Source organism: Paracoccus sp. PAR01 (genome assembly GCF_014851995.1).
Classification (GTDB): domain Bacteria; phylum Pseudomonadota; class Alphaproteobacteria; order Rhodobacterales; family Rhodobacteraceae; genus Paracoccus; species Paracoccus litorisediminis.
In genome coordinates this window covers 75,918-92,354 of the sequence record NZ_JACVAW010000005.1, presented here as the reverse complement: position 1 = coordinate 92,354, position 16,437 = coordinate 75,918, and the positions used below count along the sequence as shown (strand labels likewise).

At 63.5% G+C, this 16,437-nt stretch carries 14 protein-coding genes; 12 read left to right on the top strand and 2 right to left on the bottom strand.

The annotated features are described in order from the left end of the window. The 12 genes from IB235_RS10715 to IB235_RS10660 all read left to right on the top strand — a co-directional run bounded on the left by IB235_RS10715 (position 1) and on the right by IB235_RS10660 (position 14,163). The gene (locus IB235_RS10715) at positions 1–1,380 is read left to right on the top strand and encodes a M81 family metallopeptidase (RefSeq protein ID WP_192336712.1); all 1,380 of its coding nucleotides are present in this window, start codon (positions 1–3) and stop codon (positions 1,378–1,380) included. A gap of 117 nt (positions 1,381–1,497) precedes the next feature. Then, on the top strand, positions 1,498–2,457 hold the full coding sequence (ytfQ, locus tag IB235_RS10710; RefSeq protein ID WP_155040437.1) for a galactofuranose ABC transporter, galactofuranose-binding protein YtfQ: 960 nt from the start codon (positions 1,498–1,500) through the stop codon (positions 2,455–2,457). 55 nt (positions 2,458–2,512) lie between these two features. Beyond that, the gene (locus IB235_RS10705) at positions 2,513–4,024 is read left to right on the top strand and encodes a sugar ABC transporter ATP-binding protein (protein WP_192336711.1); all 1,512 of its coding nucleotides are present in this window, start codon (positions 2,513–2,515) and stop codon (positions 4,022–4,024) included. After that, positions 4,021–5,019, top strand: a complete 999-nt coding sequence (locus IB235_RS10700; RefSeq protein ID WP_192336710.1) for an ABC transporter permease — start codon at positions 4,021–4,023, stop codon at positions 5,017–5,019. Before IB235_RS10705 ends, IB235_RS10700 begins: the two co-directional genes overlap by 4 nt. Beyond that, a complete protein-coding gene (gene yjfF, locus IB235_RS10695) occupies positions 5,016–5,999 on the top strand; it encodes a galactofuranose ABC transporter, permease protein YjfF (protein WP_225612204.1) in 984 nt (327 codons plus the stop codon). Before IB235_RS10700 ends, yjfF begins: the two co-directional genes overlap by 4 nt. Positions 6,000–6,001: 2 nt before the next feature. Further along, positions 6,002–6,745: a FadR/GntR family transcriptional regulator gene (locus tag IB235_RS10690; protein WP_192336709.1), complete on the top strand. Its 744-nt coding sequence runs from the start codon at positions 6,002–6,004 to the stop codon at positions 6,743–6,745. A gap of 56 nt (positions 6,746–6,801) precedes the next feature. Then, positions 6,802–8,085, top strand: a complete 1,284-nt coding sequence (locus IB235_RS10685) for a lytic murein transglycosylase (protein ID WP_192336708.1) — start codon at positions 6,802–6,804, stop codon at positions 8,083–8,085. Positions 8,086–8,268: 183 nt separating this feature from the next. Then, positions 8,269–10,137, top strand: coding sequence for a hypothetical protein (locus IB235_RS10680; RefSeq protein ID WP_192336707.1), 1,869 nt, complete (start codon positions 8,269–8,271; stop codon positions 10,135–10,137). Next, positions 10,134–11,312: a hypothetical protein gene (locus tag IB235_RS10675; RefSeq protein ID WP_192336706.1), complete on the top strand. Its 1,179-nt coding sequence runs from the start codon at positions 10,134–10,136 to the stop codon at positions 11,310–11,312. The genes IB235_RS10680 and IB235_RS10675 overlap by 4 nt, the downstream gene beginning before the upstream one ends. Continuing rightward, on the top strand, positions 11,312–11,992 hold the full coding sequence (locus IB235_RS10670) for an ABC transporter ATP-binding protein (protein WP_155040445.1): 681 nt from the start codon (positions 11,312–11,314) through the stop codon (positions 11,990–11,992). The genes IB235_RS10675 and IB235_RS10670 overlap by 1 nt, the downstream gene beginning before the upstream one ends. Next, positions 11,985–12,785, top strand: coding sequence for an ABC transporter permease (locus tag IB235_RS10665; RefSeq protein WP_192336705.1), 801 nt, complete (start codon positions 11,985–11,987; stop codon positions 12,783–12,785). The genes IB235_RS10670 and IB235_RS10665 overlap by 8 nt, the downstream gene beginning before the upstream one ends. Positions 12,786–12,930: 145 nt before the next feature. Continuing rightward, on the top strand, positions 12,931–14,163 hold the full coding sequence (locus tag IB235_RS10660; protein WP_192336704.1) for a hypothetical protein: 1,233 nt from the start codon (positions 12,931–12,933) through the stop codon (positions 14,161–14,163). Here the strand turns inward: IB235_RS10660 and IB235_RS10655 are convergent. Both IB235_RS10655 and IB235_RS10650 read right to left on the bottom strand, forming a co-directional pair. Continuing rightward, positions 14,132–14,479 carry a cupin domain-containing protein gene (locus IB235_RS10655; protein WP_192336703.1) on the bottom strand — a complete coding sequence of 116 codons (348 nt, stop codon included), beginning with the start codon at positions 14,477–14,479 and terminating at the stop codon, positions 14,132–14,134. The two genes, IB235_RS10660 and IB235_RS10655, sit on opposite strands and share 32 nt — an antisense overlap. A gap of 60 nt (positions 14,480–14,539) precedes the next feature. Next, on the bottom strand, positions 14,540–16,264 hold the full coding sequence (locus IB235_RS10650; protein WP_370576875.1) for a tetratricopeptide repeat protein: 1,725 nt from the start codon (positions 16,262–16,264) through the stop codon (positions 14,540–14,542). Between the last annotated feature and the right edge of the window lie 173 nt (positions 16,265–16,437).

Genomic DNA, 16,437 nt, shown 5'->3' with positions numbered 1-16,437 from the left:
ATGCGCGTCGCCATCGGAGGCATTCATACCGAATGCTCGACCTATTCGCCGTTGATGCAGGTTGCGGCTGATTTCACCCGCACCGAGGGACAGGCGCTGCTGGATATGGCCGGGGTCGGCCCGGATTGGCACGGGGTCGAAGCGGTGCCGATCTTTCATGACCGATCGATCCCCGGCGGGCCGGTTTCTCCCGATCTGTTCGCCGCGCAATGCGATGAGTTCTGCGACAGGCTACGGGCAGCGCTACCCTTGGACGGGGTGCTGCTGATCATGCACGGCGCCTATTTCGTGCCGGGCATCGACGATCCCGAAGGGCATTTCGTTCAGCGCGTGCGCGAGGTTGTGGGCGCGCGGGCGGTGATTTCCTCGGCCTGGGACCTGCATGGCCAGATCACCGAAACGATTGTGAATACCGTCGATGCCTTTGCCGCCTTTCGCACCGCGCCTCATGTCGACCAGCCGCAGACGCGGACACGTGCGGCGCGAATGCTGCTGGACGCGCTGCGCGGTGGTCCGCGCCCCTGCGTGGTGCGGCGGGCCGTGCCGCTGCTGGTCTCGGGCGAGATGTCATCCACCTTTGTCGAGCCCTGTCTGGCGCTTTACGCGGCGCTGCCGGACTATGACGCCAAGCCGGGTGTCTGCGACACGAACCTGATGATCGGCTATGTCTGGGCCGACAGCCCCCGCGCCACGGCGACTGCGGTGGTCACCTGCACCGATCGCGCGGCCGGTCAGGCGGCGGCGGACGCGATCGCCCGCGCCTATTGGGATGTGCGCGAACAGCTTCTGCCCGACATGCATTCCGCGCCGCTGGAGTCGCTTCTGGATGGTCTGACCGGGCCAACGATCCTGGCCGATAGCGGCGACAACCCGACGGCGGGCGCGGTGGGGGATCGTGCGGACGTGCTGGCGGCGTTGATTGCGCGCGGCTGGGGGGCGGATGCCTCACGCCGGGCGATGATCGTGGGCATTGCCGCGCCGGGGGCGGTGGCAGCCCTGCGCCGCGGTGATGCGCAGATCCACGTCGGCGGCGAGTTGGGCGGGGGCGGCCCACAGCTCGAACTGATCCCCGATGCGATCCGCCTGACCGAAGGCGGGGCCGTTGTCACTTGTGGCGGCATTGCCTGTGTTCTGACCGAAAGACGCAGACCCTTTCACGATCTGGCCGACTTTGCCGCATTGGGACTGGACCCGATGCGTGCCGATCTGGTGGTGGTGAAATCCGGCTACCTGTCGCCCGACCTGCGTGAGCTGCCGCTGGCTCAGGTCATGGCCCTGACCGATGGCGCGGTGTCGCAGGACGTGCTGGCGCTGTCCAACAATCACCGGCCGCGCCCGACATGGCCTTTCCAGCGCGACGGGTTTGCCCATTTCATCTGACTTTTGCGGCCAGAAGCCCGCATAAAACTGTCCAAACGGTTTTGTTGACGGGTAATAAATCATACTTTATCCCTGATTCTTGAAGGTTGGAGGACCTTTGCAGGGAGAGTAAAAATCATGAAACGCAAGCTTCTGGCGGCCAGTTCGGTCGCCTGTCTGATGCTGTCCGGCGCCGCCTTTGCGGCTGATCTGACCGTCGGTTTTTCGCAGATCGGCTCGGAATCGGGCTGGCGCGCTGCGGAAACCACCGTGACCCAGCAGCAGGCCAAGGAACGTGGGATCGACCTGAAATTCGCCGATGCCCAGCAAAAGCAGGAAAACCAGATCAAGGCCGTCCGCGGCTTCATCGCACAGGGCGTCGATGCGATCCTGATCGCTCCGGTCGTCGCCACCGGCTGGGATGAGGTTCTGGGCGAGGCCAAGGAAGCCGAGATCCCGGTGATCCTGCTGGATCGCCAGATCGACGCGCCCGATGACCTGTATCTGACCGCCGTCACCTCGGATCAGGTCTTTGAAGGCAAGGTCGCCGGCGAATGGCTGGTCAAGGATGTGGGCGACAAGGCCTGCAAGGTGGTCGAGCTGCAAGGCACCACCGGCTCGTCGCCCGCGATCAACCGCAAGAAGGGCTTCGAGGAAGCCATTGCTGGCAAGTCGAACATCACCATCGCCCGCAGCCAGACCGGGGACTTCACCCGGACCAAGGGCAAGGAAGTGATGGAAAGCTTCATCAAGGCCGAGAATGGCGGCAAGGACATCTGCGCCGTCTATGCCCATAACGACGACATGGCTGTCGGCGCGATCCAGGCCATCAAGGAAGCGGGTCTGAAGCCCGGCACCGACATCAAGGTTGTCTCGATCGACGCCGTGCCGGACATCTTCCTGGCGATGCAGGCAGGTGAGGCCAATGCCACGGTCGAGCTGACCCCGAACATGGCGGGCCCGGCCTTTGACGTGCTGGAGAAATTCAAGGCGGACGGCACGCTCCCGCCGAAATGGATCCAGACGGAATCGAAGCTGTTCACTCAGGCGGATGACCCCAAGGGCGTCTACGAGTCCAAGAAAGACCTTGGCTACTGAGTGCTTGAGGGCGGGGGCCATAACCCCGCCCGACCTCCCTTTCGGGGAAAGACCGATGACACATGATGCGCTGCTTTCGGCGCAGGGAATCGACAAGTCGTTCTTTGGCGTGAAAGTGCTGGACGGCGTCGACTTCTCCCTGCGTGGCGGAGAGATTCATGCCCTGCTGGGCGAAAATGGGGCGGGCAAGTCCACGCTGGTCAAGATCCTGACCGGGGCCTATCGGCGCGATGCCGGGGCGATGTGGCTGGACGGCGCAGCCGTCGAGCCGCGCTCGGTCGCCGAGGCGCAGGCTTTGGGCATTGGCACGGTCTACCAAGAGGTCAACCTGCTGGACAATCTGACCGTGGCCGAGAACCTCTATCTGGGCCGCCAGCCGCGCCGGATGGGAATGATCGATCGCCGCCGGATGCGCGCCGATGCGGCCACGCTTCTGGCGCGGTATGGCGTCGGGGCCGACCCCGACGAAACCTTGGCCCATTACCCGGTCGCGGTGCGTCAGATCATCGCCATTGCCCGCGCCGTGGACCTGTCCGGCAAGGTGCTGTTTCTGGACGAGCCCACCGCCAGCCTTGACGCGCGCGAGGTGCAGGCTTTGTTCACCGTGCTGCGCCAATTGCGCGCGCAGGGTCTGGGCATCGTCATTATCACCCATTTTCTGGATCAGGTTTACCAGATCGCTGACCGCGTGACGGTTCTGCGCAATGGCCGCATGGTCGGCAGCCGCGCGATTGCCGATCTGCCGCGCCGCGATCTGGTCGCGATGATGCTGGGCCGCGAACTGGCCGAGGCCACCGCCCATCGCGGGTCCGGCGCGACCCAGCCCGACACGCCTGCCGCCTTCCTGTTCGAAGGCTATGGCAAGCGCGGCTCGATCGCACCTTTCGATCTGGATATCCGCCCCGGCGAGGTCGTTGGCATTGCCGGGCTGCTTGGCTCGGGCCGGACGGAAACCGCGCGGCTGATGTTCGGCATCGACCGCCCGGATAGCGGGCAGGCCACGGTGGATGGTCAGCCGGTCACCCTGCATTCGCCGCAGGACGCCATCGGGTATGGCTTCGGCATGTGTCCCGAGGAACGCAAGACCGACGGCATCGTCGGCGATCTGTCGGTACGCCAGAACATCGTTCTGGCCCTGCAGGCCAGTCGCGGCTGGTCACGCCCCATCCCCCGGCGCGAGGCTGATGCCTTGGCAGAACGCTATATCAAGGCGCTGGATATCCGCCCACCGGACCCGAACCGCCCGATCAAGTTCCTGTCCGGCGGCAACCAGCAAAAGGCGATCCTTGCGCGCTGGCTGGCCACCGATCCCCGCCTGCTGATCCTTGATGAGCCGACCCGGGGCATCGATATCGGCGCCCATGCCGAAATCATCAACCTGATCGAGAAACTGCGCGAGGACGGCATGGCTTTGGTGGTGATTTCCTCGGAAATCGAGGAACTCGTGGCGTTTTCCACCCGCGTTATCGTCCTTTCCGACCGACATCACGTCCGCGAGCTGCGCGGTGCCGAAATCACCGCCGAAGCCATTGTCGAGGCCATGGCCGTGCCCGGAGACGCCGCATGACCAAGCTGAAACAACTTCGCCCGCAGCTTCTGGCGCTAGCCGTGGTGCTGGTGTTGATCGCACTGATTTCACCGGGGTTTTTCTCGGTCACGGTGCAGAATGGGCGGCTTTACGGCAGCCTGATCGATGTCGGCGTGCGCGTGGCACCAGTCGCGCTTCTGGCGATCGGCATGACTTTGGTGATCGCGACCAAGGGGATCGATCTGTCGGTCGGCGCGGTCATGGCCATCACCGGGGCGGTGGCGGCGACGCTGGTGGCTGACGGCCATTCGGTGCCGGTGGTGCTGGCGGTGTCCCTGGCGCTGGGATTGGTCTGCGGCATCTGGAACGGCGTGCTGGTGGCGTTTCTGGATATCCAGCCGATCATCGCCACGCTGATCCTGATGGTGGCCGGACGTGGCATCGCGCAGTTGATCACCGGAGGCGTGATCCTGACCTTCAACGATCCGGCATTCTCCTTCATCGGCTCGGGTGCGGTGCTTGGCATTCCGATGCCGATCCTGATCTGGCTGGCGATGGGGCTGGCGGTCGGATTGCTGGTTCGCCGCTCGGCGCTTGGTCTGCTGATCGAGGCCGTGGGGATCAACCGCCGCGCCTCAATGCTGGTGGGGGTGCGCGCGCGCTTCCTGATCCTCGCGACCTATGCGATTTCCGGGCTTTGCGCGGCCATGGCGGGGATGATCGTCACCGCCGATATCCATGGTGCGGATGCCAACAATGCTGGGCTGTGGCTGGAGCTGGATGCCATTCTGGCCGTGGTCATCGGCGGCACCTCGCTGGCGGGCGGTCGCTTTTCGATCACTGCCTCGCTGATCGGGGCGCTGATCATTCAGGCCCTGAACACCGGCATCCTGATGTCGGGATGGCCACCCGAATTCAACCTGATCGTCAAGGCCGTCGTCATCGTGGCCATCCTGACGCTGCAATCCCCTGCCGTGGCTGACGAACTGTCGGTCCTGCGGGGCATGCTGCGCCGGAAAGGAGCCAAGTCATGATCCGTGCCCGCTATCTGCCTTTTGTCGCTACGGTGCTGATCTTTGTCGCGGCCTATGCGCTTTGCGCGCTGCAGTTCCCGAACATGCTGTCCTTCCGGGTGCTGGGGAACCTGCTGACCGACAATGCCTTTCTGGGGATTGCGGCGGTGGGCATGACATTCGTCATCCTGTCGGGCGGAATCGACCTGTCGATGGGGTCGGTCATCGCCTTTACCTCGGTCTTTGTCGCGGTGCTGGTGCGGGCTGGGGTGCATCCGGCGCTGGCCTTTGCCTTGGCACTGGCGGTGTCGACCAGCTTCGGCGCGCTGATGGGGCTGACCATCCATGCGTTGAAGATGCCGGCATTCGTTGTCACGCTGGCCGGGATGTTTCTTGCGCGCGGCGCGGCCTTTCTGATCTCGACCGATTCCGTGCCGATCAGCCATGATTTCCTGAAACAACTCAAGGGCATCTACATCCAGCTTCCGGATAAGGGAAAGCTCAGTTTTCTGGCCATCCTGATGCTGCTGGCTTTTCTCGTCGGCGTAATCCTGGCGCATCGCACCCGCTTTGGCGCGAATGTCTATGCGCTTGGCGGGTCCGAGCAATCGGCCGAGCTGATGGGCGTGCCCCTGCGCAAGACCATGATCCAGCTTTATGCCTTTTCGGGCTTCATGGCGGGGCTCGCGGGGTTGGCCTATACGCTTTACACCTCGGCGGGCTATTCGCTGGCGACGGTGGGGGTGGAACTGGACGCCATCGCAGCCGTGGTCGTGGGCGGCACGCTGCTGACCGGCGGCTCGGGGCTGGTTCTGGGCACACTGTTCGGGGTGCTGATCCAAGGTTTGATCCAGACCTATATCGTCTTTGACGGCACGCTGTCCTCATGGTGGACCAAGATCGTCATCGGGATGTTGCTGTTTGCCTTCATCGTGCTGCAACGCCTGATCCTGCTGGTGTCCGAGCGCCGCGCCGCGATCCGCGCATCCAGCGGGGGTTGATCATGGGTGTTCTGCGTCAGCGCATGTTCGGCAGTCAGCCGCGCTCCAGTCACGCCCGTGTGGTGGAGGAATTGGGTTCGGCCATCGTCACCGGCGAATTCCCGCAAGGCTCGACTCTGCCCGGCGATCCGCAACTGCTGGAGCGTTTCGGCGTGTCGCGCAGCGTGCTGCGCGAGGCGATGAAGACCTTGGCCGCCAAGGGGTTGGTTCGCGCGAAATCTCGGGTCGGGACCAAGGTCAATCCCAGCGAGGGTTGGAATTTCGTCGATTCCGATGTGATCATATGGAAGATGCGGGCGGGCATGGACCCGGAATTCGTCGACCATCTGCGCGACATGCGGTTGGCCTTCGAACCCGCCGCCGCCCGTCTGGCAGCGATGAACGCCACCGCCGAGGAAATCGTCAACCTGTTCAGCATCGCCGCGCGCATCGACAATCCCGAGCACAGCCGGGAATCCGTCGCGCAAGAGGATCTGAACTTTCACCTCGCCGTGGCGACCATGTCGCGCAATCCTTTCATGCGGTCGGTCACGACCTTGATCGAGGCGGCTCTGGCCGTGTCCTTCCAGATCTCGTCGCCCGCGCTTAGCCCCGAGGGGATTTCGCGCTGTGCATCGCAGCATCTGCGCATCGCCAGCGCCATTGCCGCCCGCGATCCCGAGGCGGCGGCTGCCGCGATGCGCGAGGTCGTGCTGGAAGGCGCCGACCGTGCGCGCGAGGCGCTGGGGCTGGACGACACGCATTAGGGCTTTCGACCTGCATCGTGCCGCGCTAGGATTCCTGAAAACAATCGGGGGCAGCGATGGGCATTTCACTGAAGAATACGGTCGGATTCGTGGCGCTGGCACTGGTGCTGGCGTCCTGCGGGGGTGGCAGCTATGGCCCCGGCGGGCGCGGTGTCACCCAGCAAAGCCAGGAAATCAAATGGGGCCGCAACCAGAACCCGCCAGCGGCCAAGGTCGCGGGCCTCAACAACTGGATCGAGGGCTTCAAGGGTCGCGCCCGCGCGCAAGGGATCAGCGATGCGACGCTGAGCTACGCTTTCCGCGATGTGACCTATAACCCCGAGGTGGTGCGCCGCAGCCAGAACCAGGCCGAATTCAAGAAATCGCTGTGGGAATATCTGGAGAACGCGGTTTCCGAAAAGCGCCAGACCAATGGCCGGGCGGCCTTGGCACAGTATAATGGCGTCCTCAGCCGTGTCGAGGCGACCTATGGCGTCGACAAGGAAGTCGTCACCGCCGTCTGGGGCATGGAGTCGACCTATGGCGAGCGGCGCGGCGACCTGCCGCTGATCGAGTCGCTGGCGACCCTCAGCTATGAGGGCTATCGCGGCGGCTTCTTCCAGAGCCAGCTGATGGCGGCCCTGCGCATCCTGCAAGCGGGCGATATCGATCCGGGCCACATGACCGGAAGCTGGGCGGGCGCGATGGGGCACACCCAGTTCATCCCGACCACCTATCTGTCCTATGCCGCCGATATCACCGGCGATGGGCGTCGCGACATCTGGTCGAACGATCCCAGCGATTCACTGGCGTCGACCGCGAACTATCTGGCGAAATCCGGCTGGCAGCGCGGGTTGCCCGCAGCGGTCGAGGTGACGCTGCCCGCAGGCTTCAACACGGGCCTTGCCGGCAAGGGCAAGCGTCGCTCGGTCGCGGAATGGCAGTCGATGGGCATCCGTCAGGCGACGTCGCGCCCGTTGCCCCCGGCTGGAACCTCGACCGAATTGCTGATCCCCGGCGGGCCGTCCGGCGCGGCCTTCCTGATCACCCGCAACTTCCATGCGATCCTGCGCTACAACAATGCCGACAGCTACGCGCTGGCCGTCGCGCTTTTGGCCGACCGGCTCAAGGGCTATCCGGGGCTGGCCAATCCCTGGCCCGCGAACCATCCCGGCATGCGGCTTGAGCAGCGCAAGGAAATGCAGCGTCTGCTGACTGCGCGCGGTTTCGACACGCAGGGGGTCGACGGCAATGTCGGCTCGAACACCACCAACGCGATCCGCGCTTATCAGCAATCGCGTGGTCTGCCGCTCACTGGCGAACCCAGTGCGGCGCTGCTGGACCAGTTGCGGCGCAGCTGAATCTGACCCTTGACGGGCGGGGCAATCCCCGCCCGTTTGCAGGAAATATCTTCTCTGACCGGCACGTTGCCAGCAAAGGCCTCCTCTTTAAGCAGGGACATTTGGAATGGCTAAAGCCCTTGCTCGCGCGGGATACTTAACCCGTATGGCCGGAACAGCCGGCCCGAGCGAGGGACGAGGGAATTGCTCAATCCAGACCTGATCAGCGCGACAGCGCCGGACGCCGACCTGCCATCCGTCGCGGATGTGGTGGTCTGCTCGTTTCACACGCCCGATGACTACTATGCGAGCGCCGCCACAAGGCTGCGCCAGTCTTTGGATGCACTGGGGATCGCCCATCATATCGTCGAGGTCGATAAGCAGCCGGATGAGGAGTGGCTGGAGATTTGCCGCAAGAAGGTTCCCTTCCTGCAATCCGTCTGCGAGGCCAACCCCGATTCCAAGGTCTTCTGGATCGACGTAGATTGCGACGTCGACTATCTTCCTGATTTCGTAAGAAATTTCTCGGCAGATATTATCGGTTTCCAGCGTGGCTTCGGCCATCCGCTGCGCATTGGCTATGCCAATAACTCGCGCTTCTGGGAGCCTTGCTTCTGGGGCATCAACACCACCGCTGCCGCCCGTGGCTTCATCGCCGATGCCAGCGCCGCCAGCGCCACCATGACCATCCGCGCCACGGATGACTATTTCTTTGAGGAAGCGTGGCGCAAGAATGCCGACCGGCTGTCTTTCCAGGTGATCCCCTCGAACATGCTGGTAGGGCGCGCCGACGGGGCTGTCGCCGAGGCGAGGCCGTTCTTCTATTTCGGCTCCAGCGGGAATGTCGCGACCTATAAGGGGATCGCGCAGCAGCACAGCCGCAACAAAACGGGACAGACCGCGTCTGGCGCCCCGCAGGTCCGCTCACTGACCTTGCGGGCCGCGCGCCGTGTGCAAAGCGCCCTGCCACCGCGCCTTGCCGTGCCGCTGCGGCGGTTGTCGGACCGGGCTGGGCTGACCGATTTCCTGTCACCTACGCCGCCCGCCGCCCGCCAGCTTTCCGCAAACAGCATCTATCGCATCATCCATGACGCCCGCGAAGGCGATGCGGATGCCGTGCGCACGCGCATTGCCGATGTCACCAGCCGCCGCCTGATGCGCGGCGCGGACAAGGCGGTGGTGAATGTGGCCGAGGCATTTCTGGACTATGCCGCCCCGGTTGAGGGCGCGCAGGGGGATGCCCTGCGGCTTTTGTGGTGGGACAAGCCCTATCCGGGGAATTATGGCGACTGGCTGTCGCCGTTGATCATTTCGTCGGTGTCGCGCCGACCGGTCATGTTCCAGCGCCATGACGAAATCGCGGCCCCACCGCATCTGATGTCGCTGGGCTCGATCGGGCGGTTTGCGCAGGCCTCGTCCATTCTGGTCGGCACCGGCATCAGCCGTAGCGACGCCGGGATCGATCCGGGCGCGCGTTTCATGTCGCTGCGCGGTCCCTATACCGCCGCGGCGTTGCGCGAGGCGGGCGGTCCATCGGTAGAACGCTTCGGCGATCCGGCGATCCTGCTGCCGCGTCTGTTCCCGACGCTGCGCCCGGCCTCGACCATTGGGCGCATCGCGCTGGTGCGCCATTTTGCCCATCGCAATGTGGCGCTGCGACTGCCCGAGGGGGTGGACGAATTTTCGGTCCTGCGTTCGGGGCGCGGGGATATCCTGTCGCTGATCCGGGACCTGCATGGCTATGACGCGGTGCTGACCAGTGCGATGCATGTCCATATCACCTGTCAGGCCTATGGCCTGCCGGTGGGTCTGGTGACATTCGAGGGTTTCGAGGATTCCGTCCATGGCGACGGCATCAAGTATCGTGACTATGCCGCCGGTGTGGACCTGCCTGAACGCATGCCGATCAGCCTTGGCCATGACCTGCGCCGCCGTGATCTGTCGAATCTGATCGAGCAGGATCGGGTCGGACAGGCGGCGATGGATTCCGTGCACTCAGCGCTGATTGACGCGATCGAGGCCCATGATCGTGCGCTGGCCGAACCCCGTCGCCGTTTCGCGGTGGCGCGATGAAGGATCTCGACAAGATTCTCGAACTGCCGCGTCAGGTCAAATCGGCCAATCCGCGGATTCCGCCGACCGTCGGGCGCGCGGGTTGGGCAAAACGGCACACCGTTGTCGTGGCCAGCTTCCTGCTGGGGTTTCTGCTGCCCGCCGTCGTGGTGACCGGCTACATGTTCGGGGTGGCCCGCGACCAATACGTGTCCGAGGTGTCCTTCGTGGTGCGCGATGATGAAACCGCGCAGATGGGGCTGCTGGCGGGCTTCGGCCTGACCTCGGCCGGGAACGCCACCACCGACGCCAAGATGCTGTACGAATACCTGCGCAGCCCGAATTTCGTGGCGGATGTGGATCGCGAGATCGACTTGCGTGCAATGTTCCTGCGCGCCAGCGGCGATCCGATCTTTGCGCTGAAAAGTGATGCCACGCAGGAGGATCTGATCGCCTATTGGCGCAAGATGGTGACGATCAGCGTCGACTCCGCCACTGGCATGATCGGGATCGAGGCACGTGCCTTTGACCCGCGCGATGCGCAGACAATTACCCTTGCGATCCATGACGCCGCAGGGCGGCTGGTCAATAACGTCTCGGATTCGGCACGCGACAATACCGTGCGCTATGCCGAACGCGACCTTGCCAAGACCGTGGCCCGTCTGCATGACGCTCGCGTGGCGATGGCGCGGTTTCGCGACAGCAACCGGCTGATGGACCCGCAGGCGGCGGTGAACATCAACTCGACCGTCATTGCCGGACTGTCGCAGGAATTGACCGAGGCGATGGTCGCGCTGGAAACCCTGCGCGCGCATGGCACGGCAGATGTGAAGCTGATTCAGGCTCAGACCCGTGTTGACGTGCTGAACCGCCGGATCGAGGAAGAGCAGCAGCGCTATGTCGGCCAGGACCGCGATGGGGTCAGTTTCAGCACGGTCATCGACGAATACACCAAGCTGGCACTGGACCTGGAGCTTGCGGAAAAGGCCTATAGCCTTGCCTTGGCCGGGGTCGAGGCGGCGCGTTCGAAGGCCGAGCAGGACACCCGCTATCTGGCCACCTTCGTCGAACCGACACTGCCCCAGACCGCGACGCGCCCGCGCCGCATGATGATTTCGGCTCTGGCGGTGATCTTCATCTTTATCGGCTGGCTCAGCTTTGTGCTGATCGGGTCGAGCAATCGCGACCGCTTCTGATGATCCATCTGGAAAACCTGTCGAAACGCTTCACCGTGAACGGACGCACCACGGTGGTTGCGCGCGACATCAACGTCACCTTCCCCAGCCACGAGGCCATCGGCCTGCTGGGCCATAACGGGGCGGGCAAATCGACGCTGCTGCGAATGATCGCGGGCGTGGTCCGGCCAGATCGCGGCGGCGTGCATACCACCGGCACGGTGTCCTGGCCGGTGGGTTTTTCGGGCAGCTTTCACCCTGACCTGACCGGCGCGCAGAACACGCGCTTCATTGCGCGGGTCTATGACGCGGATGCGGATGGATTGCTGCGCTTTGTCGAGGGCTTCGCCGATCTTGGCCATCACTTTCATCTGCCATTTCGCAACTATTCGTCCGGTATGCGGTCGCGGCTGGCCTTTGGTGTCTCGATGGGCATCCATTTCGACACCTATCTGGTCGATGAGGTGACCTCGGTCGGAGACGGCTATTTCCGGGAAAAGAGCAAGGCCTATTTCCGCAACCGACTGCTGAACAGCGGCGCGATCCTTGTGTCGCATTCGATGAGCATGATCCGGTCGATTTGCAGTTCGGCCGCCGTCCTGCACGCTGGGAACCTGACCTATTATACCGATGTCGAGGAAGCGATCCGCGTCCATCAGGACAATATGGGCGGCGCAGTCGATGAGGATGACGATGGCTGAACCCATCCGCTTCCGCCGACACCCGCTTGGTCGCTGGCCGGGGCTGCGCACCCTGCGTGCGCTGATCCTGCGCGAGATGGCGACATCCTACGGGCGCTCCCCGGGCGGGTTCCTGTGGACGGTGCTTGAGCCGGTGGGTGGGATTGCGCTGCTGACGGTGATCTTTTCGCTGGCGGTGCGGGTGCCGCCGATGGGGACCAGTTTCGCGCTGTTCTACGCGACCGGCCTGCTGCCCTTCCTGATGTTTCTGGACGTGAGCCGCAAGATCGCGCAGTCGCTGTCCTTTTCCAAACAGCTGCTGTTCTATCCCGGCGTGACCTTTACCGACGCGATCTTTGCCCGTCTGGTTCTGGCCTGCGTGGTGCATGCGTTGGTCTTCACCATCGTGTTGTTCGGGATCGTGATTTACGATCAGGTCGATGTCATCCTTGACCTGCCCGCTGTGGTCACGGCCTTTGCGCTGGCCGCCGCGCTGGGGCTGGGGACGGGCTGCATGAACTGCTTTCTGATGCGGCGCTTTCCGGTCTGGGCGAATGTCTGGTCGATCGCGACGCGGCCGCTGTTTCTGTTGTCCTGCATCTTCATGCCCTTCGACAGCGTGCCGACCGGCTTTCGCGACGTGCTGTGGTACAATCCGATCATCCATATCGTCGGCATGAACCGTTCGGCTTTCTATCCGACCTATCGGGCCGACTATGTCGATCCGGTCTATGTCCTGCTGATCGCGGCGATCCTGTTCGCCTTGGGGTTGAGCCTGCTGTTCAAATGGCATCGCGATCTGGTGCTGAGATAGCCGATCTCTGCACCCGGTTCGCCGTGGAAAATCAATGCCAAATTGGGGTGAATTTAACACGATAATATCTATCGTGTTTTAACGGGGCCAGGAATAGACTTGCTGCAAGGCCCGGGAGGACGGGCAAAATAGCGGGGCAAGCAGCATGTCGATCTCACGGATATCGCAGATCTATGAGCATGAGGGCATTCTGGGCTTCTATTCGCGGCTGCGCTTCCCAAAGGCGCGTCGCGAAGGGGCGCTGGTCGGGCCGATCACGCAAGAGGTCCAGATTCTGTCCCCGGATGGTCAGCGCGCGGATGTTCTGGCGCAGCTGCTTGATCTGGCCTCGCGCGATGTGGTGCCTGCGGATCAATCGGGCCTGCACACGCGCTTTCATCTGGATCCCGACATTTATTCCGGCCATCGCTACGCACCCAACGATGTCCTGATCCTGACCGACCGGACCAGCTATCACGCCGGGCAGTTGAAAGTCGTGGCCGAGCAATGCCATGCGATCATCGAGACCTCCGAGGCCCGCTTCCGCACCATTTCCGAAATGCAGGTGGCGGGCGGGCGGCTGTTTCTGGCACGGGCCGATGATGAAGGCTTCCGGCAGGGGATCTATCGCTTCCTGCTGTCAAGCGGCGCGATCGATTGGGACACGGCGGATTGGCGGCAGTTGCTGTCCGACACGCGGTCGGATGAGGTGCAGAAATTCTGCCTGAGCCTGCCCGAGACGCTCAGCCGCCGGCAGTCCTTTCTGGCACAGGGCCTGTCCGACTTCCGCATCCTTGACGGCATCAGACTGGAGCAGGGCTGGATCGGTGCGGCGCTTGGCTATCGCGCGCTGGCCGAGGCCTGCCTTGCCCGTGGCGTCCAGCAAGCCATTGTCTGCGAGGATGATGTCAGCGTTGCACCGGGTTTCCGTCAACGCCTCGATACGGTCAGGGAATATCTGGGCCGGGTCGAATGGGATGTGTTTTCCGGCCTGTCCAGTCATGTCGGGCCGGAATACCGCGTCACCCGCGTCGAGCACTACAAGGGCGAGACCTTCGTGCATCTGGATCGGACGACCGGCATGGTCTTCAACATTTATAACCGCCGGGCCTTGGCGCATCTGGCGGGCTGGCGGGTGGCTGAACATGGCGCGCAGGGCATTACCATCGACCGCCATCTGGAAGCGATGCCGAACATGCGGGTGGTGACGACGCTGCCCTTCCTTGTCGATCACAGCGACCATCTGGCATCCGCCGCATGGAGCTTTGACAACCGTCGCTACCGCTCGCTGATCTCGGCGAGCCAGCACCGGTTGACCCAGATGCTGGCCGAATTTGACGCGGGACCCTCGCTGGCCGGGTCGGGGCTTACGCCCCCTGCGCCAGCGGGTACGAGATGATCAGCACCAGTCCCTCGGCTCCGATCTGACGGATGCCGACGGTCTCGCCAGTGTAAAGATAGGCGGCCTGACCGGGGCCAAGGCGGCGGGTCTGGCCATCGGCAAAGACCTCGCCCTCGCCGCTGAGGACGTAATAGACCTCATCATGCTCGATCGGATGGGCGCCGATCTCGGCTCCGGGATGCAGGATGCGCTTGCGGAACTCCATGCTGCGGTTCGGAACCTGATCGGCAATGCGATAGGCCGTGCAGGTTCCGATCTTGCCATGCGGGGTCGGCTCCTCGCGCATGACGTCGCGTTCATCGATGATGACCATCGAACTCCTCCTTTAACGTGCTGACGTGATTGGTCGAGCCGGGCGCGAAAGGCAAGCGGATCAGTGCAGACCCGCCATGCGCAGCCCCTCGACATACAGATCCAGATCCTCGGTATGCTTCAGGGGCGGGACCTTGCGCCAATGCTCGATGGTGAAATTGGGATGGACGCGCATCACTTCCTGCGCATGGCTGCGGGCCTGATCCATCTGGCCCAGCATGGCATGGCTGGCGGCCAGCAGGCGATGGGCCTCGCTTTGATCGCGCATCTTCATCAGCGTCTCGACCGTGCGCTGGTAATCGCCCTTGTGGAAATAGGCGTCACCAAGGAACCAAAGATAGCTGTCCGGATGATAGGGATTCAGCCGGATGGCGCGTTCCAGCAGATTGACCGCGCGTTCCCCCTGCCGGACATAGGCCAGACAATCGCCCATATAGGCCAGAAGATCCGCGTCATTGGGATTGAGCGACAGCGCATGTTCATAGGCGGCCAGCGCCTCATCATGCTGTTTCTTGTAAAGATGGGCGAGCCCCATTTCCGAGAAACCGCGCGAATCCAGCCGGTCGCATTCGACCGCACGCTTGGCCAGTGTCAGCGCCTGATTGAGCGCGCCTTCCGGGTCCTTGGTCCAGTTGTAGCGCCATTCGACGTTGAAGGTGCGCGACATGGCGGCGTAGCTGCGCCCGTAACCGGGGTCCAGTTCGCGGGCCTGCTCGAACAGGCGGCGGGCATGCAGGTTCGAATCCGGCATGAAACGGAAGCCCATATCCTGCCCGCGCAGCACCAGCCCATAGGCGTAAAGCGCGGGATGGGCCTGCTCGGTCAGGCGGCGGCGTTCAACCGCGTCGATATGGATCGCCACGCGCGAGGCGGTCATGGCCGCGACGTCATCCTGAAAATCGAAGATGTCGGCCATGACCCCGTCATAGCGCTCGGACCAGATGGTATTTTCGCTGGCGGCTTCGATCAGGTCGACGGTAATGCGGATACGGTTGTCAGCCCGCCGGAAGCTGGCCGAGAGCAGATAGCGCACGCCCAGCCGCTGGGCGATCTCGCGCAGCGAACCGGCATTGGCGGCGGCCACAAAGGCCGAATGCCGGGCAATCACCATCAGATTGCGGAAGCGGCACAGGCTGGTGATCAGATCGGCGACGATGCCCTGACACAGATACAGATCGTCGGGCGCGCCCGAGATGTTTTCCATCGGCAGGACCGCCAGCGAGGCATCGGGCAGGCTGTCGGCCGCAGCGAATTGATGCATGGGCAGGGCGATTTCGGCGGGGCGGGGCATGGGCTGCGGCTGATCGACGGAAAAGATCTCGACCGGGGCCGAGACATTCTTCAGCCGCTTCGTGCCCAGAGACCGCAGCTGCAATTCGGAATTGCCGCGCAGGATCTGATAGACCGCATCGGTGACGCAGATGCCACCCGGCTCGGCAAAGGTCTGGATGCGGGCGGCAAGGTTCACGCTATGGCCGTAAACCCCGTCCCGCCCGGCAAAGATATCCCCGACCGAGATCCCGACCCGGAACTGGATCGGTGCCAGACCTTCGGACCACATCGCCTCTCGCGACAGCTCGCGCTGCATCTCAAGCCCGAAATGCAGTGCCTTCTGGACGCTTTCAAAAACCGCGACCAGCCCGTCGCCGGCGGTGTTCACCACCTCTCCGCCGTAATCGCTGACAAGGTTGCGGATCAGCGTCAGCGAACGGGTCAGCCGGGCGACAGTCCCGGCCTCGTCCAGTTCCAGCAGGCGGGTGTAGCCGTGGACGTCGGCATAAAGCACCGTGAGAAGCCGGGGACCGGCCAACTCAATATGCGGGCTTGTGGTAATGACGTCGTCCTCTCGTAGGGGCGGGGCCGGTTCTCCGGTCTCGTCACCGCCCGGTTGCACCCGGTAGCGCAGCCGTAGCTAAACGCCGCGGGTTGCGATTCTGTCAAGGCCACAGCCTTGCAGTT

Excerpts from the sequence above, each read along its gene's own strand:
- IB235_RS10700 (WP_192336710.1), top strand. The coding sequence starts at position 4,021 with ATGACCAAGCTGAAACAACTTCGCCCGCAGCTTCTGGCGCTAGCCGTG.
- IB235_RS10690 (WP_192336709.1), top strand. The coding sequence starts at position 6,002 with ATGGGTGTTCTGCGTCAGCGCATGTTCGGCAGTCAGCCGCGCTCCAGT.
- IB235_RS10670 (WP_155040445.1), top strand. The coding sequence starts at position 11,312 with ATGATCCATCTGGAAAACCTGTCGAAACGCTTCACCGTGAACGGACGC.
- IB235_RS10685 (WP_192336708.1), top strand. The coding sequence starts at position 6,802 with ATGGGCATTTCACTGAAGAATACGGTCGGATTCGTGGCGCTGGCACTG.
- IB235_RS10715 (WP_192336712.1), top strand. The coding sequence starts at position 1 with ATGCGCGTCGCCATCGGAGGCATTCATACCGAATGCTCGACCTATTCG.
- yjfF (WP_225612204.1), top strand. The coding sequence starts at position 5,016 with ATGATCCGTGCCCGCTATCTGCCTTTTGTCGCTACGGTGCTGATCTTT.
- ytfQ (WP_155040437.1), top strand. The coding sequence starts at position 1,498 with ATGAAACGCAAGCTTCTGGCGGCCAGTTCGGTCGCCTGTCTGATGCTG.
- IB235_RS10705 (WP_192336711.1), top strand. The coding sequence starts at position 2,513 with ATGACACATGATGCGCTGCTTTCGGCGCAGGGAATCGACAAGTCGTTC.
- IB235_RS10665 (WP_192336705.1), top strand. The coding sequence starts at position 11,985 with ATGGCTGAACCCATCCGCTTCCGCCGACACCCGCTTGGTCGCTGGCCG.
- IB235_RS10655 (WP_192336703.1), bottom strand. The coding sequence starts at position 14,479 with ATGGTCATCATCGATGAACGCGACGTCATGCGCGAGGAGCCGACCCCG.
- IB235_RS10660 (WP_192336704.1), top strand. The coding sequence starts at position 12,931 with ATGTCGATCTCACGGATATCGCAGATCTATGAGCATGAGGGCATTCTG.
- IB235_RS10675 (WP_192336706.1), top strand. The coding sequence starts at position 10,134 with ATGAAGGATCTCGACAAGATTCTCGAACTGCCGCGTCAGGTCAAATCG.